The organism is Butyricimonas sp. DFI.6.44 (assembly GCF_022132345.1).
Taxonomy (GTDB): Bacteria; Bacteroidota; Bacteroidia; order Bacteroidales; family Marinifilaceae; genus Butyricimonas; species Butyricimonas muris.
In genome coordinates, this window is the sequence record NZ_JAKNJD010000001.1 from 430418 (window position 1) to 453098 (window position 22681).

Below are 22681 nucleotides of genomic sequence, written 5' to 3' on the forward strand. Positions count from 1 at the left end.
TAACCCATTGCAACGCCAAACTTCCGCAGACAGCTAAAAACACGAGAAAAATGAATAACCAATTTCTTCTTAGTATTTTAGCTTCATAACGACTAACTAATATGATTTGATTGATATGCATGATTCTCGTGCTTTTATAGTGAAAAATTTCTTTATTTAGAAAACTTTCTTATAACCAACCATACCCCACTCAACAACACAAGAACACCTCCCCCGATATACCACCACATGCAAGAAGAGTTCCCACCATCAGACTTTTTCATCACCACGTCAGGGGAGGAATTTACAATTCGATCTCTAAATTCAACTTCCGTTGATGCCGTTTCATATCCTTCTTTAGAAAAGACCAAAAAATATCTTCCGTGCTCCTCGACCCAGATTCTCTGAATCGAACCGTGTCCCGTAGTTTCTGCTTCTCCTTCAAATAAAAAATTATGCAAACTATCATAAACGGCGACATGCGGTTGCTCTATACAATTATTTTCTTCATCCATTACTCGGATCATAATTGTATATTTTGCTGTCTTCTGAGCCATCACCAAGGACCAACAGCATACAGATAAAACTAAAAATATCAACTTCATAGTATTATATAATATTCCATTAATTTACTTGCATGCTATAATCACCCTTGCCCCGGCCATTTATAAGGTGAATATATTGTCAAATAGAATACTTTCGTATTATAATCAACTATAAAACTTGTTGTAGGTTTAGGATCCAAAAAATGGGTAGGATTCTGAACAAACACATCACAATGATTAGCCGGAGATACCGTAAAATAAACTTCACCACTTTTATCAGTTGCACCAACATGCCAGCCTCTCCCAGCCTCATATATTCTCACTCTTATACCATTGAGACGAACTCCGTCTGTATCCAAAACCGTGATACAAACATTAGGACTTTTTTCTGTTAATGTACCAGATGTCAGAACTAAAAACATCATTATTATAAAATATCTCATAATACTTCTATTTAAATCAATAAACTTTATTTTCCACCAACATTTCAATCTCCTCCAAACTCGGGTTCTTCTCCAAAATCATCCCATCCGGTGAAATCAAATACAATGTCGGGATAAATTCCACCTTATAATCGTCGCTCGTGTCGCTACCATTAATCTCTTTGTCAACGAGCAACTGCCGCCACAAGGGTTTATCCTCCTCAATGGCTTTCAGCCACTGGTCTTTCTTTTTATCACAAGAAATCCCGACCACTTCTACTCCCAACTCTTGTAATCGAGGGTACTCCTTTTTCAACACTTTGGCTTTTGCCCGGCAGGGGGCACACCAAGAAGCCCAAAAGTCCACCAACAGGTATTTTCCCTTGTAGTCCGATAAAGCCACGATATTTCCTTTCACGTCCGGCAATTTAAAATCCGGGGCTTGCCCTGTCAATTGTTTACTTTCCAACTCCTTGTATTTGTTCATGATTTCTTCCTTATCCTCGGATTCAGGCACCGTCCCCATCGCCTCAACAACTCGTTTAAACACTTTAAACTCCTGTTCAATCTTCCACATATTCTCCCGCACCAGCATCACGGCGATATTCGTTCCCTCGAACTCCTTAACAGCATCTACAAGCAAATCGTTTCCTTTCCGCCACAACAACTCGTTCTCGCCCATCACCAATTGTGTATCCTCTTCATTCTTGACATCCCGGTATTTTTGTTGCAAGAGTTGTATCTGTTGCATATTGCTATCCAACTTTAATAAATGTTCTGCCAAACGCACTTGTCCTGTTCCCGGATTCTTTGAAAATATATATTCATATTCTCCCCGCTGTTCCCAATAATATTCCCCGCTTTCGGGATAAAAAGGAATAGCTTGTCCCCGTTCCCCTATTTTCAAATACAACACCCGCCCCGTTTCCTCGCCTTTGATTTCGAAGCTCCGATCTTCTGTCACTACACGACGGGCTAACGTGTCCGCTCCACGCCCGTCACGGGTGAGCAGCAACACCTCTTTCCCGATACTTGTTTCGGGCAACTTTCCACTCAATGTATAATTCGGGGAAGTACAAGCTACCCCCAATATGCTTAACAATCCAAAACATATAATTCTCATGGCACGTGTATTAAAAATTAAAGGGGATATCACACGTTCCCATGAATATCCCCCCACCAACATAGTTACTTACGAATTTATTTCATCAGAAAGATCCCGGGAAATAGTCTAAACTTTTCATAGTCATTTTAGGAGAAACATATTGCATTTTCACCACCTTTCCATCCCCTTCAAAAACATATTTCGGTTTCCCGTAGGCTTTTCCACCCAACACCTCGTAAAGATACACTTTATATTTGCCGGCTTTATGAGTAGCTATTACCAAATAATCAAAATTATGCTCTTTATCGTCCGTCCACATCCAATAGCGATTACTTATATAAGTGATTTCTTCCCCTGTCACGAAATCCTGCGGTTGTAGTTCTTCTTCCGTGTTTAACTCCGTGTCATACATGTATAACTTATTGTTATTAACGAAATAGATAACCTTCGCCGTTAATTCATTGGAAGCATACAACGTGGCAGTATTCAACTTGGAAGTCGAAGCTATTTCCGTTACTTTTCTAATCGGATTATAAGGGGCATCATCCAACACCATATTATACAAATAATGTTTCCCGGTAACATCCGCATCTTCAAAGAGAGCGAACCCGGTATTGACATTCCCTACAAAATTCCGAACGAAAGCTTTCAATTTATGCTTGATCCCGTTAGGGACATACTTTTCTTCCTCTTGGCTATCTTTTACATTATTCAATAAAGCACTCAAACCGCCATTAAAATCCAAGTAAAGGAATCTGTCTTTCAACTCGTCAAAATAGAAATAATAGAATCCCATAAACACACCGCCATTCTTATTCGGTTTCGAATCCTCTTCATCATTCACCATAGCCGGGAACCCGAATTTTCCTGCACCTAATAATTGCTCGGTAGCTGCCTGTGCCGAGAAATAGGCGCCTTGATCGGATATATACCCGACACCATACATATTCCGCCATACGTAATAAGGTTTTTCTTCCGGGGCCACTCCACTATGAAACATCGTGTTATGCGTGTAAACCGTACTCATGTCCTCCATATTGATTATCCGTACATCATTATCCGTACAAATCGTCAAAGCTTTGGTTATAACATATTTTCCGGTTGACTCGTCAATAAAGCAATACACCGGATCAATTCCCAAACTAACCGGACTCGCGGGGAGCGCTTCCCCATCCTTTTTCTGTAAGATATCGGTAATTTTACTATTGTCCCACATGTGCAAATCGATGTCCGTCGAATTACCCATATCTTTAAGCAAATAAAAACCTTCCGAGAACTTGGTAATTACCGACAACGACATCACGTGATAGACATCCACCCCATTTCCCTTATTCGTGATCCGAAGAGTCAAGTCATAATACCCCTGATTCACGTTTACCGGAAAATCCAACACGCGTTCATAACCAATCGTATCCAACTCTATTTTTATAATCTGCGAGGTAGTACCAGAACCTTTCGTCAGATTCAATGTCCACAAATACTCGAACTCATCACCGGCACGGTCAGAAGTAACGGTAGGTTCTATGTGCAACACGTCTTGAAAAGCAATCTTGGAATAGCTTTCTTCCAAACCGGTCGTCGTAACTTTACTAATTTCGACGTAATCGTAATTCCCTTTATCGTCGTAGCATGACGAAGCAAATACGACAAGCACCAAAAGGGTTAATATATAGCTGATTTTCTTTTTCATAACCGTATTCGTTTTATTACATTTCATATCGAGAGAATCTAACTAACGTTCCTTCCGTTTCTCCGGGTTCCGGGGCTTCACGCAACGGTCCCAAGCCATCTTCTGCCCGACGGGCATTCTCTTCCGCCAACTTTCTAGTAAAAAAATAGAACCAATAATCAGTCAACCCCATATCTACACTATTAGGTTCACCAACCAGTGAATAAAAGAAATCGTCGTTCATCTTGATTCCCATGTCGGCAGTGGCATCTATCATGAACTGATGTTTCACTTTCCCGTATTTCCCGGCAAAGTAATAAGATGCATAAAAATTCCAATATCGAGGTTGAGTCAATATATCCGCGATGGTAATCACCTTTTCTTGTAATGTTGAATACCCCGGTTCAAAATTCTCATTACTACCAATCTTGATTCTCAATGTCACCTCTTTACTTTTCAAGGAAGGGTCACGCTTCAAAACAACCGGAACACGAGCCTCGTTCTTCCCGGCTGGAATCACGTAAAGCCCTTCCACGAGTGAATTATCAAACGCTATGTAATGCACATCCGCTTCGGCTTGATTTTCCCCCGTGCTCACTTGTTCCAAAACGAATTTACGCTCTTGATCCACAATATAGCCCATCGTCGTCACTTCCAACCACACGGTATCAAACACTTTTGTTTCCGGGTCGTAAACAAAAGTACGGGGAATCAATGTATCCGATTTCGTGTATGCCTCGTACACGAAATTCAGTCGATTTTTTGATTAGCATTATATTCCGTGGTAGGAAGAGGTGCAACATAATCCTGTTCTCCGACTTCCCGATCGGTTTTCCACAACATATTCTTTGTTCCCAGACGTTTGTAAATATAAAACATTTGTCCTTCGGCGAAAAACTCCCGACGATACTCGCGAACAATCTCTGTCATCACCTGTTCCTCTGTCAACGGGTTAGCCGCTACGCCTCTTGCCCTCATGTACTCGGTGTAAAGAGAATTTACATCGGATAAAGAAGTTGCCGACTCTATGGCTATCAAATACATTTCCGACAAGCGAATCAAAGGAATAACTTGCTTTTGAGAAGCCAGCTCCCCGATATCCGTGTTATCGTCAATCGTCGGTTGATTGTACTTCCGGGGAGTCGGTTTAATATTTCCCTGATTATCAGGATCTGTATTCCATACTTGAGCTCTATTATTAATAGAAGTCGATTGACCGGCAAAAATATCTTGCGTGAACTGCTTGTCCGTCAAATATAACTTCAAAGGATTTGAATCCCTAAATAATTCTGTAACATTCTTTTCCAACTCATAATTACTCAAAGCAAGAATACATTCGGAAGGCAACGCGTAATTTTTCTTATTCATGTCCGCGGTACCCGCTAACGTCAACACCTTATTGCCCTTCTTATCCACTGCATTAATCACCTCCATGGCAGCCGCGTAAGCTTTCGCCTTATCCCCCGTGTACATGTATAATCTCGCCTTCATCGCTTTCATGGCATAATAATTAAAACGGAAACGCCTGTACCCTAAAAAGTCATCATCTAAAGTCACGTCATACTCTTTCGTGTTGGAAAAATTATCCAACTCCTCGTAAGTATATTCAAACAACGGGTCCCTATCCTTGAACAAAGCTTCAGCCGCGTCTATATCCTGAACAATAAGATTCACGAAATCCGAGAACGCGTAATAAGGAATCGCATCCGTCGAAACTGTTTTAGCGTAAGGCAAAGAAACCTGTTTCGTCGCATTTTGAGGAATTTGCCCGAACAAGCGCAAAATCTCCATGTGGCAAAAAGCCCGTATAGCCAACGCTTCCCCTTCCACCAAAGCACGTACATCCTCGTTCACGATAACCTCTTTCTTCTCCGGTATATTCTTCAATATAATATTTGCCTGTACTATAATATTATACAATTCCCCATAAACAGCCGAGAAAAAATCTTTCGGGTAGTCTTCCTCGTAATTGAAATCCTTCAGTTTTCTTTCATTACTGTAATTACTTTCACTCCATGTCCAATGCTGAGCCATAAACTCAATATCAGTAACCGTCAATCGTTTCCCGTACAAGTTCTCGGAATTCATCTTAATGTAACAAGCCGTTAGGGCATTCTTAAAACCGTTAGGGGAATCAAACATCTCTTCCTCATCCCTCTCCGTTTCCGGTTTCACGTCCAGCCAATCATTGCACGAAGACAACGACCAAGCCAGAAAGAGCGTTACGTATATCAATATATTTCTCATGATAATAAAACTTTAAATTAGAACATTAATGAAAGAGTCAGCGCCACCCGTCTCGCGAACGGATAAGAAGTACCCCGTTCCCGCTTGATGGAAGATATATAAAATATATCCGACATATTGGCACCGATATTTATAGTCTCAATACTCCACTTTTTTAGCAAATAATCCGAATGCCAACGATACTGCACGCTCGCACTCTGGAATTGGAACACTTTATCGTCCATCACGAATCTGGATGACGATCTGGTCTTGGATGAGCCGTATCCTTTAAACTCCTTGATATCACCGGCTTTTTGCCATCTGTTCTTGTAAACCCTCTTGTCCACGTTATTTTTATTTATAGTGGCATCGGTTACTTCCACCTTGCTCAACAAAGTTTCATTATACTGTTGCCCTCCCCATTGAAAAGCAAAAGAAAGGTTTACAGACAAATCTTTCCAAGAAAATAAAGAACTCAGATTCCCGCGATACTTCGGCTCACTAACCCCGAAATAACGTTTATCGGAAGGATTCCATTTCTCCGTGATGTTTCCGTTTTTATCCAGAAATATCTCAGCTCCCGTGCTCGGGTCTATCCCCAAAGAAGGTACAGCCCAAATCGAATTTTTGGAATACCCCTCGTACAACAACTGATTCACATCCACATCCTGTGCCTTGTAAAGTTCCGTTTGCCGTTTTATCGCAGCGGACAGTTTCGTGATTTCATCTTTATTATACGCTAATTTTGTTGTCACAGACCACATAATCTCCTGTTGGGTATTCCTCATCAAATAACCGCTCAACATCACCTCGTAACCGACATTCTTCACCTCGCCCACGTTATCCACGTATGAACTGAACCCGTTCGCCAGAGGCAAATCCATCTGTGAAAGCAAGTTTGACGTCTTCTTGTTATACATGTCAAACGAAGCGGAAACCCTGTTATCGAAAAGCCCCACTTCAACACCTCCATTGATTTGCTTCGTTACCTGCCATTTCAATTTTTCGTTACCAAGTCCCATCAATTCCGCGCCATTCCAAATAATATACCTTTTCCCGGTATAGTAATTAAACGTGGACAACGCCTGATAAGACGAGAATTGTTGAGAGCCGGTTTCCCCGTACGAGCCGCGAAGCCTAAGGGTATTCACCACCCGATGATCCCGAAGGAACGATTCGTTATGCACGTTCCACCCGATTCCGGCACTCCAGAAAGGGGCAAACTTATTTTTAGTACCAAACAAAGAAGAACCGTCCACACGATAAGAGAAATCGGCAAAATAACGATTGTCATAAATATAATTCACGTTCCCGGTAAAACCGATACGTCGGGAAAGTTCTTCCGTTCCCTTCGGCACCCCATTCTTTTCATATTGCAACGCGTTAGACAAAAAATCAAGTTTTTCATCCGAGAACCCTTCCACGGTAAACTCGTAGAAATGATTTTTCCGTTGTGAAATGGAATAGTCAAATCCGGCGTACACTTGATGCTTTTCCGCGAAAACCTTAGAATAACTAAGCGTCGCGTTTCCATCTATATTCATATCCTCCCCCGTCCCGTAAACATACTTACCTTTCCGGAAATAGCTGTCACTACCGTTATACGTGTCAAATTCAGTATGGTCAGCCGGAAGATAATAGTCCGAAGTATTCGTTTGCTTTTGTAATCCCAGTTGAGCCCTTAACTTTAACGCGTTGGCAATATTCCATTCTATCGAGAAATTATTCGTGATAGTGGTGTACTCCTTCTCGTTAATGGTATTCAAGTTCGCGTCATACAGCGGATTAGGTATATTAAGCCCTTTCTCTTTATACGTTTTAATGTATTGCCCGTTCTCATCTTTCGTCCTGTAATAAGGATTCATGTTCACGTAATCGGAAAACGTTCCGTACTTACTCTCCACCCCTTTATTGATATCAATAATGGTCTGATTCTTGAAAATAACATTTTTCAAGGTATAAGAAAGCGTCACGCTACCGCTGAAAGTATTTCTTTCGGAAGCCTTCATCGCTCCTTGAATCGTGTTATAGGATAAATTAGCCCCCCAGCGGAAAGCATCACCACCTCCTTCAAGCCGTAAATTATATTTTTGACCGATTCCGGTTCTCACGGGTTCGCTCAACCAATAAGTATCCACGCCGCGTAACACATCCGAGTATAGCGTGTTGTACAACTCTTTCAGCTTCCTGTCACGCGTAACATCCTCCTCGTCGTCATATAATCCCACGATTCGTTCCAGTTCCAGTTTATCCCGGGCATTCAACATATCATAAGAAGACAAATCCGGTATCTCGATATTAATCCCCCCTTGGGCGTAAATTCTTAATTTCCCCCCTTGAGGAACCTTTGTCGTTACCACGATGACACCGTTCGCCCCTCTGGAACCATAAATCGCCGTGGCTGAGGCATCCTTCAGAATATTAATACTCTCTATTTCCTCGTCGTTGAAGTCCATTAATTTCTGCAACGATATCTCGAAGCCATCCATTATAACTAACGGGGCGTTCAACTGTTTGGATGCTTGTTGATTCAACTCTTCCACGCTCATCGGTAAAGACGAATTTCCCCGGATATTGATTTCAGGTACCACGTTCGGGTTACTTCCCAGCGCATTATCCATCACCACGTTAATCGACGGATCTATATTCCTTAAAGTAGCGAGAAGATTCTGTCCTTTGTACATCTTCAATTCCTTGGCAGACACGGAAGTCACGGCACCCGTGTAACTTTCCTTCGCTTTCGTGAAGATTCCCGTAACCACCACGTCATCCAAAGTTTCAGAATCCTCTTCCATTTTCACGTCAATCTTCGTCTTGTCGGCGACAGCAATCTCCCGTGTCTTCATACCCACGAACGAGAATGACAACACTTGCTCTCCCTCCGCCGGAACATTCAATTTATAATTCCCGTCCGCATCTGTTGCCGTTCCCAGAGCCGTTCCTTTAATCATGATCGTCACGCCGGGCAAAACCTCTCCTCTCTCATCCGTAATCTTTCCCGTGACGGTCTTCATTTTTTGATTCACTTCCTTGGGACTCTCTTTCCTGATAATGATCGTTTTCCCGTTAATCTCGTAAGTCAGTCCCGTACCTCTCAAACAATCGGTCAGCACGGCATCAATAGCGGCATCTTTATAAGATACATCACACCTTTTAAAAGCTTCCAGATTCACGTCCCGGTACACGAAATCATAGTCGGAAAGTTTCCTGATTTCATTAATAATCTCTTTAAGTGTTGCGTTTTTCAGACTGAAAGTCAAACTTTTGTCCTGCGAATACGCATTCAGACTAATTTGAGTGGTAAACACCAAGAAAAGGAGGAATAAAAACCGCCTCTTCCCTGCTACATTAAAAATTTTCTTCATAACTTTGTATTTAGAATTCAACAATTTCTCACGCTCTGTCAGCAGCAGAGTGTGAACGTAAAAAGTAGCGTTAGCAGCGCTGCTTTTTTATTTTACAAGCACCGTTTTTCCTTTTATTTCAAACTTTACATCCCCCGTTTTCTCTATCAACTCCAAAACCCGAGTAAACACCTCGTGTTTTTTCATGTTCACCGAGAATTGGTACGAACGTGCTTCCTCCCGACTATAAAAGACATCAAACGCGTACCATCTCCCCAAATCATTCAGGATCTTCTCTAGCGGGCAATTATCATACATCAATCGCCCGTCTTTCCACGCTAGATACAGATCAATATCTACATCCTCCACCGATAGCACAGACTTCGACTTATCAAACCGGGCTTGTTCATTCGGGACTAGATTCACCTTATGTCCCCCGGCACTCACGAGTACCTTGCCACTTTCCAGCGTGGTTTGTATCTCTTTTTCATCCTCGTATGCCCTTACCCCGAAAGTCGTTCCCAACACGAGTACCTCCATTTGTTGAGCCTCCACGACAAATGGCTTCTTCTCATCTCTCTTTACTTGGAAATAAGCCTCTCCCGCCAACAATACCTTACGTTTATCTCCCTTGAAATTTACCGGGTAAGTCAACCGGGAATCCGCGTTCAGGTACACGACTGTGCTATCCGACAACGTAAGTACATACTCTCCCCCTCTCGGAATTACCAAAGTATGATAAATCTCCGCGGTATCCCGTTCTAAAATATTCCCGTAAGTCAACGATTCATCGCTCACCGACAAAGATTCATTGGTCTTGACCAATTCATGGCGTGAATTCTCGTTTTCCAAATCTACCTTGCTGCCATCCGGCAATATCAGAATAGCCCGGGAACCCGGTTGTGTAAAGTCATTATTTGCCAATGCAACCTCGTTCCCCGAACCGGACTTATCACCCGCGTAATATAAAGCAAGCCCACCAACCGACAACAGCAATATAATGGCACATGCCACCCTGTAAAACCACTTCACCCGTTTTACAGGTTCCATCCCACGCCGTTTCTTCATTTCTTCTTGTAAAATCTGCCAATCACGTGCATTCTCTTCTTCCGTCTTCACGAAACGGGATAAACTCTTCTCGATATGTTCCCCCGACAACATACGTTGAAAAAGAGCCTCGTGTCGGGAGGATGCCGCTCTCCATTCGGTCAATTCTTTTTCCTGTATCTCATCCGCTAGTCCTTGGATGTATAAGAATATTAATCGTGCTATATGTCCTTCTCTCTTCAGCATATTATTTTCGCTTTTATAACTAAAGCGATTTCATACGCGTTTGGTGTAATAAAAAAAGTGACTTTTTTTCAACTTTTTTACGACTAACACGTTTTCAATAATTTACACTCCCGCTTAAAGAATTTGAATACATAAAAAAACCTTCGGTTGTTCCGAAGGTTTTAATCTATGCCAAAAAAAATTTAGCACCTCACAAATCATGAAACGAATTGAATATCAAAGTTGATTTTACCTCCCAACGCTTCCACGATTTGCACGATAGTTGAAATTGTCAAATTTCTTCCTCTCTCAATTTTAGATATTTGAGTCTTATCTTTCCCGACTAATTCAGCTAACTCGCTTTGAGTCATATTCCTTTTTAGTCGCATTTCTTTTATTTTAGCGGCAAGTATATCAGTCCTTAACTCCGCCTCGAACTTCTCCCGCCGCGGAGAGCCTTTTGCTCCTATATACTTGTCTAACAATTCGGAGTGTGATACTAATTTTGTCATTTCATTATTGTTTCAAAATATTCTTTTCTCAATCTCTCTGCTTTCTCGATTTCTGCCCGTGGCGTTTTCTGTACTTTCTTTATCAACCCATGCGAACAAATCACGACAGCATCCCTAGTTTTATCCCAAAAAGCGAACAATCGATAACTCATACTATTATAAAGAGTCCGAAATTCCCATATCTCACCATCCAACTTTTTAAACAACTCTTGATTTTGAATTTCTTGTGCTTTAGATAAATTATACAAAACCTTATTTCTTGCTTTAGGCTCCAAACTATCAATAAATTCAAGAGCCTCCGGCATATATAATATCTCTTTTATTATCTTCATATTGGAACAAAGTTACAAAATAAGTTGCAATTTAATGCAACACACGCGCAATATTTTTTCAATTAGAATTAAAACATCTTTTATCAATACCTCAAATCATCCCCATCATATAAGTTTTCCTACCTTCACGGGTGGGTTTTGCCAGACTTTTGGGCGACTATTAGGCGGCTTCGCCTACTTATAGCCCACACTTAGCCCACTCATCGCCCACGTTTTAACGAAGTATAGGTAAATTTAACTACCGCTATTCCCTCACCAGTTGTATCTTTAAACATTAAACAAAAAGTAAATACGCGAATAAAAGTGTAACTCTATGGTATGTAAAAGGTTGATATAATAGAGATATCCCAAAGGAGCGAATCGCGGAGGGGCAATTTAAAATTTAAAATCTAAAATTTAAAATCCGAAAACAATTCCATACTTTTGCACGAACGAGTTCAAAATAACCAAATACGATAAAATGAGAAAATTAATCTTTTTGTTCATGATAGTCTGCTCGTTCCGTTTGCAGGCGCAGACTATCGGGGAATGGCTGGCTCTCCCGCCCGTTCCCGTGGAGATGCCTGCATTCGGGAGCGTGAAGAACGTGGAAGGCAAGACATTCACGTCGTCACAATTATTGACGTCATCCGTGTTTAATATCGAGAATTTCACGCCGGAAGCCGATTCCCGGGAATTGCAATTCCACTCGTTGGTATGGCAAGAAGCCGCAGTGAACGAAGGCGTGGTAACTTCCGGGTACACGGGCAATACCCCGGCAATCATCGTGAGTGCCGTTTATGCCGCCAACACACAATGGATGAGCGGGAAACTGGAATTCAATTTTCACGGGGATGCCGAAGTGTATGTCGACGGGGTGAAGAAAATCACTTACACGGGACACAACGGCACGGAAGCCGCGAAACGGGATTGTTCCCTTGAATGGGTTCCGGGCAAGCACGTCATCATCGTGAAAAGCCTCGCTACTGGCAATAACGATAAACTCTTCTCTGCCAGCTACACCGCCGACGCCGCTTTCTCGGAAGCCCCGGTTCATTTTACCCTCTCCCCGAAAAGAGGTAAAAATATCTTGGACGTGCTGAACGGGAAACGGGTAGAGAGAATTCAAATTTCTCCCAGCGGGAAATATCTCTTGATGTCGGAAAACGATATCATCAACGGTAAAAACAGTCGCATGACGAACGTGTACCGCCTTGCCGACAAGGAAGTCGTGTACTCGTTCTACGGGAATGACGCATCCTCGCTGACTTGGACTCCCGGACAGGACAAACTCTCGTTCCTGTTGAAAGAAGGAAACGGTAATTCCCTCTATACTTATGATATCGAATCCCGTGAACAAAAACGCCTGTTCAAGGCGGACCAAAATATCAGTTCCTACAACTGGTCGCCCGACCGTAGCTATCTGGTATATTACAAAACCGAAAACTACACGGAAAAAGAGTGGGAATTGCGTAAATTAGACGGTATCGAGGATAGACAGGCATACTACCGTAACCGTTATTTCCTGTGCAAATATGACCTCGGCACGGGTATACACACCCGCGTGACTTGGGGTAACCAAACGACCTCTATGATGGATATCAGCCATGACGGGGATTATATCCTGATTGGCACGAGCAGACCGGACTACAACGAGTATCCCTACCGGAAACAATCCGTGTACATGCTGAATGCCCGCACTTTCGAGGTGGACACGCTTTGGGAAAACCGTTTGCAAGATATACAATGTTCATTCTCGCCGGACGATTCCCGATTGTTAATCAGTGGGTCTGCCGACGCTTTCGGCAAACTCGGCGTGAATATCGCCAAAGGACAAATGGTCAACGGGTACGATACCCAATTGTTCATTTACGACTTGAAGACCAAAGAGGTAACCCCTATCACGAGAGATTTCAACCCGAACGTGACGAATTACGTTTGGCACAAGGACGGTAATATTTACATCGTTGCCGAGGACACGGACTACGTCCACCTGTTCCGCCACGGGCAAGACGGCAAGATAACGAAAATAAATTGCCCGGGTGACCTCGTGCAAAGAATCAGTCTGGCAGAAGACGGCAATACCGGGGTATATACCGCTTCCGACGCGAGTTACCCGACACGGGTTTACACGCTGAACCTGACAGACCTGAAAGCACGAGAATGGGCTAACCCGCAAGGCGAACAATACAAGAATATTGAATTCGGGCAAGTGAAAGACTGGGATTACGTCTACAAGAAAGGTACCACCATCGACGGTCGTTACTACCTGCCCGCCGATTTTGACCCGAACAAGAAATACCCGATGATTGTATATTATTACGGTGGTACATCCCCCGTGGAAAGAACTTTCGGCGGAAGATGGCCTTTCAACCTGTACGCGGCGAATGGTTATATTGTTTACGTGATGCAACCCTCTGGTAGTACCGGGTTCGGGCAAGAATTTTCCGCGCGCCACCAGAACAACTGGGGTAAAACCACGGCTGACGAAATCATCGCCTGCACCAAAGCTTTCATGAAAGCACATCCTTTCGTGGACTCCAAGCGGGTCGGATGCATGGGTGCTTCCTACGGTGGTTTCACGACCATGTATTTGCAGACCCGCACGGATATCTTCGCCTGTGCCATCTCTCACGCCGGCATTTCATCCGTGTCAAGTTACTGGGGTGAAGGATACTGGGGATACAGTTACAGCACAAATGCATCGGGACATTCCTTCCCGTGGAACCGTAAGGATATCTACGTGGACCAAAGCCCCTTGTTCAACGCGGACAAAGTAAATACCCCTATCCTGTTATTACACGGTACTGCCGACGTGAATGTACCCACGGGCGAAAGTATCCAGTTCTACACGGCATTGAAACTCTTGGGCAAAGATGCCGAGTTGGTGCTAATCAAAAACGCCGACCATGCCGTGGTAGACTACAACCAACGCATCATCTGGGGTAACACTATCATGGCGTATTTCGCCAAATACCTGAAAGGCGAACCCGCGTGGTGGGAAAACATGTACAAGGACAAGAATTTATAAATTCCGTGATTCGGTGATTGTCGATTTGGCAATCACCGAATCTTTCTATTAAATAATGAATAAAATGGGATTAGAAATAGAACGCAAGTTTCTGGTAAAAGGAGATTACAAGACCGACGCATCAAAATCTACCCGAATCACGCAAGGGTATCTCTCCTCGGTTCCGGAGCGTACCGTACGTGTCAGGCTCAAGGGGGATAAAGGATACCTTACCGTCAAAGGCGCCGGAAATGAATCCGGAGCCAGCCGATACGAGTGGGAAAAGGAAATCCCCGCGGAAGAAGCAAAAGAACTATTGCAACTTTGTGAACCGGGAATCATCGACAAAACCCGCTATCTCGTTCCCCACGGGAATCATCTTTTCGAAGTCGATGAATTTCACGGGGCAAATGCCGGATTGGTACTCGCGGAAATTGAACTGGCAAACGAAAGTGAGCATTTCGAACGCCCCGCATGGTTAGGTGAAGAAGTTACCGGCGATGAAAGATATTACAATGCCCTGTTGAGTAAAAATCCTTACACGAAGTGGAATACGTTAGGTTCATAAAGTTTATAAGGTTCATAAGGTTCATAAAGTTATAAGAATTACGGGTGATTTTATCGGCAAAAAAAGCTGACGTAGACAAGCGCCCCGCGGGGGTCTATAAACCTTTTAAACCTTACAAACCTTATGAACTTTATGAACTATAAGACTTTGAATTCCCAAGTGAAAAACATACCTTTGCCGAAAATTAAAAATTATCATCAAAAAAATACAGGCATGGAGAAAATCCTTAATCGAGCAGCGGACAATATCCGCGTTCTTTCAGCTTCTATGGTTGAAAAAGCTAAATCGGGTCACCCGGGCGGAGCCATGGGTGGTGCTGATTACATTAACGTGTTGTATTCTCAATTCTTAAACTTCGACCCGGATGATATGACATGGGCAAACCGTGACAGGTTCTTCCTTGACCCGGGACATATGTCGCCGATGTTGTATTCCATGTTAAGCCTGATTGGCACGTACAGCATGGAAGATTTGAAAAACTTCCGTCAATGGGGCAGCGTGACTCCCGGTCACCCGGAAGTGGACCACAAACGAGGCGTGGAGAATACTTCCGGACCTCTCGGTCAAGGTCATGCCATGGCTGTAGGTGCCGCTATTGCAGAGCGTTTTCTGGTTGCCCGTTTCGGGGAATGGATGGCTCACAAGACTTACGCGTTTATCTCCGACGGGGGTATCCAAGAAGAGATATCTCAAGGTGCCGGACGTATTGCCGGAACGCTGGGATTGTCCAACTTAATCATGTTCTACGACGCCAACGAGGTACAATTATCCACCCGCGTGAACGAAGTGACTTGCGAGGATACTGCCGCCAAATACAAGGCTTGGGGCTGGAATGTGCTCACGATTAACGGGAACAACGCCGGGGAAATTATAGCCGCACTGAAAGCCGCTAATGAAGAAAAAGAGCGTCCCACGCTGATTATCGGTAAAACCTTGATGGGTAAAGGCGCCATGGGACCCAACGGGGAAGATTTCTCCGATAAAGTATCCACTCACGGGCAACCTTTAACGGGTGCGGGAGCTTCTATCGAAAAGACAATCGAGAACTTGGGCGGTGATCCTCAAAATCCATTCGTGATATTCCCGGAAGTAGCCGAGTTCTACGCTAAAGTACTTGACGAGAAACGGGCTTACGCGAAAGCAAAGAAAGCAGAACAAGCAGCATGGGAAAAAGCAAACCCGGAACTGGCAACTAAATTGCATAAATTCTTATCCGGTGCGGCTCCCGAGATTGATTACAAAGCTATTCAACACAAACCTAATATCGCCACTCGTGCCGCATCGGCAGATGTACTGGTAGCATTGGCTCAACAGGTGGAAAACATGATTGTATCATCTGCCGACTTAAGCAACTCGGACAAGACGGACGGGTTTATCAAGGGTGGTGCACGTGACCTCGTGAAAGGCGATTTCAGCGGAGCCTTCTTACAAGCGGGTGTTGCCGAGTTGACGATGGCTGTTATTTGCAACGGTATCGCTCTCCACGGCGGGATACACGTGGCTTGCGGAACTTTCTTCGTGTTCTCCGATTACATGAAACCGGCTGTACGTCTTGCCGCATTAATGGAATTACCGGTAAAATACGTATGGTCGCACGATGCCTTCCGCGTGGGAGAAGACGGACCGACACATCAACCGATAGAGCATGAAGCACAATTGCGCTTGATGGAGAAAATGGATAACCATTCCGGTAAAATGAGTTTACTGGCATTACGTCCGGCTGACGCTGCCGAAACCTCTGTTGCATGGAAAATGGCCATGGAAAACACCTCCACTCCTACTGCGTTGATTCTTTCCCGTCAGAATATTACCGATCTCCCGGGGAAAGACCGTTACGATGAGGCTTTACAAGCCGAGAAAGGTGCTTACGTGGTATGTGCGACTGCCGAGAACCCCGACGTGGTACTAATCGCTTCCGGTTCTGAAGTTTCGACTTTGGTTGAAGGAGCAAAATTACTCCAAGAGCGCAAGGGTATCACTTCACGTGTTGTATCCGTGATTTCGGAAGGATTGTTCCGTCATCAGGATAAATCATACCAAGAACAAGTAATCCCCGCTGACAAACCTAAATTCGGCTTGACAGCAGGATTATCCGTTACACTGGAAGGATTGGTCGGTTGCAACGGTCGTATCCACGGTGTAAATCACTTCGGGTATTCCGCACCCGCGAAAGTACTCGACGAGAAATTCGGGTTCACGGGAGAATACGTGTTCAACGAGATTTGCGAAATGTTGGGCAAATAACCCACAACCTACTCAATATCAAAAGGAATAGTTCTAACTATTCCTTTTTTTATACCTCATTCCTTCCTTTTAATTTTATTTATTCTAAAAAAAAGCAGAAACACTTGCATGTATAATAAAAACATACTATCTTTGCACACGCAAAACGGTGATAGTTTTGACTAACATTGCGGGATGGAGCAGTTGGTAGCTCGTTGGGCTCATAACCCAAAGGTCGTCTGTTCGAGTCAGGCTCCCGCTACAAAATAAAGGATCGAGAAATTGATCCTTTTTTCTTTTCTCTAAAGAAACAAAAATAACAAAACATATCATCTATAATTGTCCCTATAAATCACCTGTTTTATCCGTTCGATAAATTCCTGCAAACGCTCTGTCCGGTGATTCCCCATGATCCATAAATTACCGGCATCACGCTCATCCCGGTATGACGGCTGTATATAAGATTTATCCAGTATCTCGTAACCATTTCGCTCGTAATATTTCACCCGACGGGTGGTCATTTCATCCATGGTGGGTTCCACTTCAAGCAAACGTAAACCGCTCAAATGTTCCGTGATATAATCCAGCACCTGCTGTCCGACTTTCAGGTTACGCATTTGGCTAAACACGGCAAGATGCTCCATGTAATAAAAATCATGCAAGTCCCAATAAATAAACAATCCTGCCAGCGTATCGTCACACTCTATCGCGTTGAAATGCATCTCCGGTTTTTCAAGAATCAAGCGTTGCAATTGCTTGATATCCCTTCTTTCATTTTCCGGGAAAGCCTCCTCGTAAAGCGGTATCAATCTTTGTAACCGGATATCCCCGGGTTCTGTTATTCTTATCAAGTTCATCATCACGTTTCCATATAAAATATTTACAAATATAATAATTCTCTATCAAGTTTAAATTTCCCGAACCCGATTTTATGTTATCACGTATCATCAATGTGTAAAAATATTTAACTGCCCTATTCTGCAGGCCTTTTTCGCAAAAAGAGCAAAAAATAATTTTTTATCACATCAATTTGGTACGGCGTTTGCCTATTTAGCGCAAAATATATACAAGATTGAACACAATTAAATAAAGACAGTATATGAAAATGCAAAAGTCAATGATTACTTTATCTCAACGATTCTTTGGAATCGCATTGGGGATAACCCTTTTTGCTTGTGGAGGTCAACAGCAAGGTCAACAAGCCGGAGCACCGGAATACGCCGTAATGACCATTGAAACAAGCGTGTCTAAGTTGAACAACGCTTATCCGGCAACAATCAAAGGACGTCAAGACGTGGAAATTCGTCCGAACGTGAGTGGATTTATCACGAAATTATGCGTGGATGAAGGAGCGGTAGTGAAAAAAGGGCAAACCCTGTTTGTCATTGACCCCGTTCAATACGAAGAAGCTGTCAATGTAGCTCGTGCGGCAGTGAACGTAGCCAAGGCAAACGTGGCAACCGCGGAATTAACAGCGAAAAACAAAGAGAAACTGGCAGAGAAAAATATTATCAGTTTGTACGAACTGCAAATGGCGAACAACACGCTCGCCTCACAAAAAGCTGCCCTAGCCCAAACGGAGGCTCAATTAATCAACGCGGAGAAAAACCTCTCTTACACGAACGTGACGAGTCCTTCTAACGGGGTTGTCGGGAAAATACCTTTCCGCGTGGGAAGTCTTGTAAGCCCGAGTTCTGTTACAGCCTTGACCACGGTTTCCGACAACTCGGAAATGTATGTCTACTTCTCCATGAATGAAAAAGATATCCTCAAATTGATGCGTGAAAGCAACGGGGCTACTCAAGGTGCCTTGAATCAAATGCCGGCAGTGGAACTTCAATTGGTCGACGGTTCCATTTACAATGAAAAAGGTAAAATCGAAACTTTAAGCGGAGTTATCGACCAGACAACCGGAGCAGCCAGCGTGCGAGCTACTTTCCCGAACCCGAACGGCATATTGCGTAGCGGAGGGTCTGGAGTAATCTTGTTACCTGAAGAAGATGACAAGGCCATTATTATTCCCCAAAAAGCAACCATGGAAATACAAGACAAGAAATTCGTGTTCGTGGTAAACGACAGTTCTATCGTGAAAATGACAGAGATAAAAATCCTTCCCGTGAACGACGGAAAAACTTACGTGGTAACCTCGGGGCTTAACACGGGAGACCGTATCGTGGTAGAAGGAGTCGGAACAACCGTGAGAGACGGAATGACCGTAAAACCCATTACCGTGGCAGAGGCCACCGCTAAACGTCAGCAGGTTATCGCCCAACAAGGCTCCAAGCACTAGAACCACGCACTAAAATGAATGAGAAATTATGAAATTAGATAGATTTATAAAACGTCCCGTACTCTCTACGGTTATATCCATTATCATCGTGATCTTGGGTATACTGGGGTTGGTATCCATTCCCGTAACCCAATACCCGGATATCGCTCCCCCCACGATACACGTGAGCACTACTTACACGGGCGCAAATGCCCAAACGGTACTGAACAGTGTCATAGCCCCGTTGGAAGAACAAATCAACGGTGTAGAAAACATGATGTACATGACATCCACCGCCACCAACACCGGAGAAGCTACTATTGACGTGTATTTCAAACAAGGTACGGACTCCGATATGGCGGCAGTGAACGTGCAGAACCGCGTAGCGAAAGCACAGGGATTCCTGCCTGCCGAAGTTACTCAAGTCGGAGTTATCACGAGCAAGCGGCAAACGAGTATGTTGCTGGGATTTACTGTCTTTAGCTCGGATGATAAATTCGATGAAACCTTTCTACAAAACTACGTGAAGATTAATCTAATCCCCCAGATTCAACGTGTACCCGGTGTGGGTGACGCCATGGTGCTGGGAGCCGATTACTCCATGCGTATCTGGTTGAAGCCGGACGTGATGGCTCAATACAAACTGATGCCTTCGGATGTAACCGCCGTTCTGGCAGAACAGAACATCGAAGCAGCCCCGGGGCAGTTCGGGGAAAATGGAGATCAATCTTTTCAATATATCATGAAATACAAAGGTCGTCTACAAACGACCGAAGAATTTGAAGATATCGTAATTCGTGCCACGTCCGACGGAGAAATCCTTCGACTGAAAGATATAGCCCGCATCGAACTGGGAGGTTTGAGTTATGGTTTTGCCACCCGTTCAAACGGGCACCCGGGAGTAACGGGTATGATTTTCCAAACTGCAGGTTCAAACGCCACGGAAATTATCAATAATATCGAGGCCTTACTGAAAGATGCCTCCAAGGATTTTCCCCCGGGTGTGGAATACAGTATTCTGTTGAACGCAAATGATTTCCTGTTTGCCTCCATCCACGAAGTGCTGAAAACCTTGATCGAAGCATTCATCTTGGTATTCCTCGTTGTATTCATCTTCTTGCAGGACTTCCGTTCCACGTTAATCCCTGCCATAGCGATACCCGTGGCGTTAATCGGTACGTTCTTCGTGTTACAATTAATCGGGTTCAGTATGAACTTGCTGACTCTTTGCGCGCTCGTGTTGGCCATCGCCATAGTCGTCGATGATGCTATCGTCGTCGTTGAAGCGGTACATGCCAAGCTCGACCAAGGGTATAAATCACCTCTTAAAGCTTCTATCGATGCCATGAGTGAAATCTCCGGTGCTATCGTATCCATTACCCTCGTGATGATGGCCGTGTTTATCCCGGTGAGTTTCATGACAGGTACTTCCGGAACTTTTTATCGTCAGTTCGGTCTGACCATGGCTGTTGCTATCGGTTTGTCGGCAATCAACGCACTGACATTGAGTCCTGCCTTGTGTGCCATATTTCTGAAACCGCATGATAAAAATAAACAAGGGCATAAAAAAGGATTGATCAATCGTTTCCATGCGGCATTCAATACCGCTTACGACGTAACTCTCGAGAAATACAAAAAAGGTGTCAATTTCTTTATCAACCACAAGGTTATCAGCTTTATAAGCGTTGCCGTAAGTATTGTTATATTGATTCTCTTGATGAGGTCTACCCCATCAGGTTTAGTACCTAACGAAGATACCGGAACCTTCTTTGCTATTGTAGACCTCCCTCCTGCCACTTCTTTGGAAAGAACACGGGCAGCACTGGCTCAAGTGGACAGTTTGATTGCAAGCAACCCGGCTGTCGACGGACGCACGGAAGTTGCCGGTTATAGTTTCATTGCCGGGCAAGGTAGTTCCTACGGAACATTTATATGCCGGTTGAAACCTTGGGACGAGCGCGGTAAAGGCGAAGATATTAATAGTATTATCGGACAACTCTACATGCAAACGCAAGGTTTGATAAAGGATGCACGGGTACTTCTATTCGCACCTCCCATGATTCCGGGTTACAGTATCACGAACGGTTTCGAATTTAACCTGCAGGATAAAACCGGAGGTAGTCTGGACGACTTTTATAGTGTGGCACAAAACTTCCTCGAAAAATTGAATGAACGTCCGGAAATAGCCACCGCACGTACCTCTTTCAACCCGAACTATCCCCAGTATATGGTAGACATCGACGTGGCCAAATGTAAAGAAGCGGGACTAACCCCGAATATGTTACTAACCACGTTACAAGGATACTACGGTGGTATGTACGCCTCCAACTTCAACCGTTTCGGTAAACTATACCGGGTAATGATACAGGCTGATGCCAATTTTAGGGTCAATCCCGAAACACTTAACCAAATCATGGTCAGAAACGGAAACGAAATGGCTCCTATCACACAGTTTATTACCTTACGGAAAATATACGGCCCGGACAACATCAAGCGTTTCAACATGTTTACCGCCATGAGCGTGAACGGCTCTCCTGCCGACGGATACAGTTCCGGACAAGCCATTCAAGCTATACAGGAAGTAGCCGCAGAAACCTTGCCCACGGGATACGGTTTCGAGTATTCCGGTATGACACGTGAAGAACAAAATTCCAGCAGCGGTACGACAGCCATGATCTTCCTGCTCTGTCTGGTATTCGTTTACCTGTTATTAAGTGCACAATATGAAAGTTACATATTACCTTGGGTAGTTATCCTGTCCATACCGTTCGGGTTGATGGGTAGCTTTATATTCGCTAAATTCATGGGTGTCGAAAACAATATCTATTTGCAGATATCATTGATCATGTTGATCGGGTTGTTGGCAAAGAACGCCATTTTGATTACCGAGTTCGCCTTGGAACGCCGGCAATCCGGCATGAGTATCGTCTCCGCTGCCGTGTTGGGTGCTTCTGCCCGTCTTCGACCGATTTTGATGACCTCATTGGCTTTGGTTATCGGATTGTTGCCGTTGATGTTTGCCAGTGGCGTGGGAGCCAACGGTAACAGTACCTTAGGTACGGGAGCCATCGGTGGTATGTTTATCGGTATGATTTGTCAGATATTCGTGGTACCGGCATTATTCGTGGCATTCCAATACTTGCAGGAAAAGATCAAACCGATCGAATGGCATGACACGGATAACTCCGAACTGGAATCTGAAATTGAACAATACACAAAATAAAGA

16 protein-coding genes and 1 tRNA gene are annotated in these 22681 nt (G+C 43.9%); 6 read left to right on the plus strand and 11 right to left on the minus strand.

Annotation, left to right across the window (positions count from 1 at the left end; all coding sequences use genetic code 11):
* Nucleotides 1-152: 152 nt before the first annotated feature.
* The 10 genes from L0M98_RS01980 to L0M98_RS02025 form a co-directional block, all read right to left on the minus strand.
* Nucleotides 153-584: a hypothetical protein gene (locus tag L0M98_RS01980; protein WP_227214746.1), complete on the minus strand. Its 432-nt coding sequence runs from the start codon at nucleotides 582-584 to the stop codon at nucleotides 153-155.
* A 41-nt stretch (nucleotides 585-625) separates the two neighbouring features.
* The gene (locus L0M98_RS01985; protein WP_227214747.1) at nucleotides 626-967 is read right to left on the minus strand and encodes a hypothetical protein; all 342 of its coding nucleotides are present in this window, start codon (nucleotides 965-967) and stop codon (nucleotides 626-628) included.
* Between the two features lie 16 nt (nucleotides 968-983).
* Entirely contained in the window at nucleotides 984-2069 is a 1086-nt protein-coding gene (locus L0M98_RS01990) for a peroxiredoxin family protein (protein ID WP_227214748.1), read from the minus strand.
* 85 nt (nucleotides 2070-2154) lie between these two features.
* On the minus strand, nucleotides 2155-3741 hold the full coding sequence (locus tag L0M98_RS01995; RefSeq protein ID WP_227214749.1) for a PKD-like family lipoprotein: 1587 nt from the start codon (nucleotides 3739-3741) through the stop codon (nucleotides 2155-2157).
* Between the two features lie 16 nt (nucleotides 3742-3757).
* Entirely contained in the window at nucleotides 3758-4465 is a 708-nt protein-coding gene (locus tag L0M98_RS02000; protein WP_227214750.1) for a DUF4843 domain-containing protein, read from the minus strand.
* A gap of 5 nt (nucleotides 4466-4470) precedes the next feature.
* A complete protein-coding gene (locus L0M98_RS02005) occupies nucleotides 4471-5967 on the minus strand; it encodes a RagB/SusD family nutrient uptake outer membrane protein (protein ID WP_227214751.1) in 1497 nt (498 codons plus the stop codon).
* A 17-nt stretch (nucleotides 5968-5984) separates the two neighbouring features.
* Complete coding sequence (locus L0M98_RS02010) at nucleotides 5985-9311, minus strand: SusC/RagA family TonB-linked outer membrane protein (protein ID WP_227214752.1); 3327 nt, start codon at nucleotides 9309-9311, stop codon at nucleotides 5985-5987.
* Nucleotides 9312-9398: 87 nt separating this feature from the next.
* Nucleotides 9399-10583: a FecR family protein gene (locus L0M98_RS02015; RefSeq protein WP_227214753.1), complete on the minus strand. Its 1185-nt coding sequence runs from the start codon at nucleotides 10581-10583 to the stop codon at nucleotides 9399-9401.
* A gap of 197 nt (nucleotides 10584-10780) precedes the next feature.
* The gene (locus L0M98_RS02020) at nucleotides 10781-11074 is read right to left on the minus strand and encodes a helix-turn-helix domain-containing protein (protein WP_186975433.1); all 294 of its coding nucleotides are present in this window, start codon (nucleotides 11072-11074) and stop codon (nucleotides 10781-10783) included.
* Nucleotides 11071-11406 carry a type II toxin-antitoxin system RelE/ParE family toxin gene (locus L0M98_RS02025; protein ID WP_186975434.1) on the minus strand — a complete coding sequence of 112 codons (336 nt, stop codon included), beginning with the start codon at nucleotides 11404-11406 and terminating at the stop codon, nucleotides 11071-11073. Before L0M98_RS02025 ends, L0M98_RS02020 begins: the two co-directional genes overlap by 4 nt.
* A 460-nt stretch (nucleotides 11407-11866) precedes the next feature.
* On the opposite strand from L0M98_RS02025, the gene L0M98_RS02030 reads away from it, so the two are divergent.
* The 4 genes from L0M98_RS02030 to L0M98_RS02045 all read left to right on the plus strand — a co-directional run bounded on the left by L0M98_RS02030 (nucleotide 11867) and on the right by L0M98_RS02045 (nucleotide 17448).
* On the plus strand, nucleotides 11867-14416 hold the full coding sequence (locus L0M98_RS02030) for a S9 family peptidase (RefSeq protein ID WP_227214754.1): 2550 nt from the start codon (nucleotides 11867-11869) through the stop codon (nucleotides 14414-14416).
* 64 nt (nucleotides 14417-14480) lie between these two features.
* Entirely contained in the window at nucleotides 14481-14963 is a 483-nt protein-coding gene (locus L0M98_RS02035) for a CYTH domain-containing protein (protein ID WP_227214755.1), read from the plus strand.
* Between the two features lie 213 nt (nucleotides 14964-15176).
* On the plus strand, nucleotides 15177-17207 hold the full coding sequence (locus tag L0M98_RS02040; protein WP_099294563.1) for a transketolase family protein: 2031 nt from the start codon (nucleotides 15177-15179) through the stop codon (nucleotides 17205-17207).
* A 168-nt stretch (nucleotides 17208-17375) separates the two neighbouring features.
* A tRNA-Met gene (locus L0M98_RS02045) sits at nucleotides 17376-17448 on the plus strand.
* 67 nt (nucleotides 17449-17515) lie between these two features.
* Here L0M98_RS02045 and L0M98_RS02050 read toward each other — a convergent pair.
* A complete protein-coding gene (locus L0M98_RS02050; RefSeq protein WP_186975437.1) occupies nucleotides 17516-18046 on the minus strand; it encodes a GNAT family N-acetyltransferase in 531 nt (176 codons plus the stop codon).
* A gap of 239 nt (nucleotides 18047-18285) precedes the next feature.
* On the opposite strand from L0M98_RS02050, the gene L0M98_RS02055 reads away from it, so the two are divergent.
* Both L0M98_RS02055 and L0M98_RS02060 read left to right on the plus strand, forming a co-directional pair.
* The gene (locus L0M98_RS02055; protein ID WP_227214756.1) at nucleotides 18286-19476 is read left to right on the plus strand and encodes an efflux RND transporter periplasmic adaptor subunit; all 1191 of its coding nucleotides are present in this window, start codon (nucleotides 18286-18288) and stop codon (nucleotides 19474-19476) included.
* Between the two features lie 28 nt (nucleotides 19477-19504).
* Complete coding sequence (locus L0M98_RS02060; RefSeq protein ID WP_227214757.1) at nucleotides 19505-22678, plus strand: efflux RND transporter permease subunit; 3174 nt, start codon at nucleotides 19505-19507, stop codon at nucleotides 22676-22678.
* Nucleotides 22679-22681 lie beyond the last annotated feature (3 nt).

Excerpts from the sequence above, each read along its gene's own strand:
- L0M98_RS01980 (WP_227214746.1), bottom strand. The coding sequence starts at position 584 with ATGAAGTTGATATTTTTAGTTTTATCTGTATGCTGTTGGTCCTTGGTG.
- L0M98_RS01985 (WP_227214747.1), bottom strand. The coding sequence starts at position 967 with ATGAGATATTTTATAATAATGATGTTTTTAGTTCTGACATCTGGTACA.
- L0M98_RS01990 (WP_227214748.1), bottom strand. The coding sequence starts at position 2,069 with ATGAGAATTATATGTTTTGGATTGTTAAGCATATTGGGGGTAGCTTGT.
- L0M98_RS01995 (WP_227214749.1), bottom strand. The coding sequence starts at position 3,741 with ATGAAAAAGAAAATCAGCTATATATTAACCCTTTTGGTGCTTGTCGTA.
- L0M98_RS02005 (WP_227214751.1), bottom strand. The coding sequence starts at position 5,967 with ATGAGAAATATATTGATATACGTAACGCTCTTTCTGGCTTGGTCGTTG.
- L0M98_RS02010 (WP_227214752.1), bottom strand. The coding sequence starts at position 9,311 with ATGAAGAAAATTTTTAATGTAGCAGGGAAGAGGCGGTTTTTATTCCTC.
- L0M98_RS02015 (WP_227214753.1), bottom strand. The coding sequence starts at position 10,583 with ATGCTGAAGAGAGAAGGACATATAGCACGATTAATATTCTTATACATC.
- L0M98_RS02020 (WP_186975433.1), bottom strand. The coding sequence starts at position 11,074 with ATGACAAAATTAGTATCACACTCCGAATTGTTAGACAAGTATATAGGA.
- L0M98_RS02025 (WP_186975434.1), bottom strand. The coding sequence starts at position 11,406 with ATGAAGATAATAAAAGAGATATTATATATGCCGGAGGCTCTTGAATTT.
- L0M98_RS02030 (WP_227214754.1), top strand. The coding sequence starts at position 11,867 with ATGAGAAAATTAATCTTTTTGTTCATGATAGTCTGCTCGTTCCGTTTG.
- L0M98_RS02035 (WP_227214755.1), top strand. The coding sequence starts at position 14,481 with ATGGGATTAGAAATAGAACGCAAGTTTCTGGTAAAAGGAGATTACAAG.
- L0M98_RS02040 (WP_099294563.1), top strand. The coding sequence starts at position 15,177 with ATGGAGAAAATCCTTAATCGAGCAGCGGACAATATCCGCGTTCTTTCA.
- L0M98_RS02050 (WP_186975437.1), bottom strand. The coding sequence starts at position 18,046 with ATGATGAACTTGATAAGAATAACAGAACCCGGGGATATCCGGTTACAA.
- L0M98_RS02055 (WP_227214756.1), top strand. The coding sequence starts at position 18,286 with ATGAAAATGCAAAAGTCAATGATTACTTTATCTCAACGATTCTTTGGA.
- L0M98_RS02060 (WP_227214757.1), top strand. The coding sequence starts at position 19,505 with ATGAAATTAGATAGATTTATAAAACGTCCCGTACTCTCTACGGTTATA.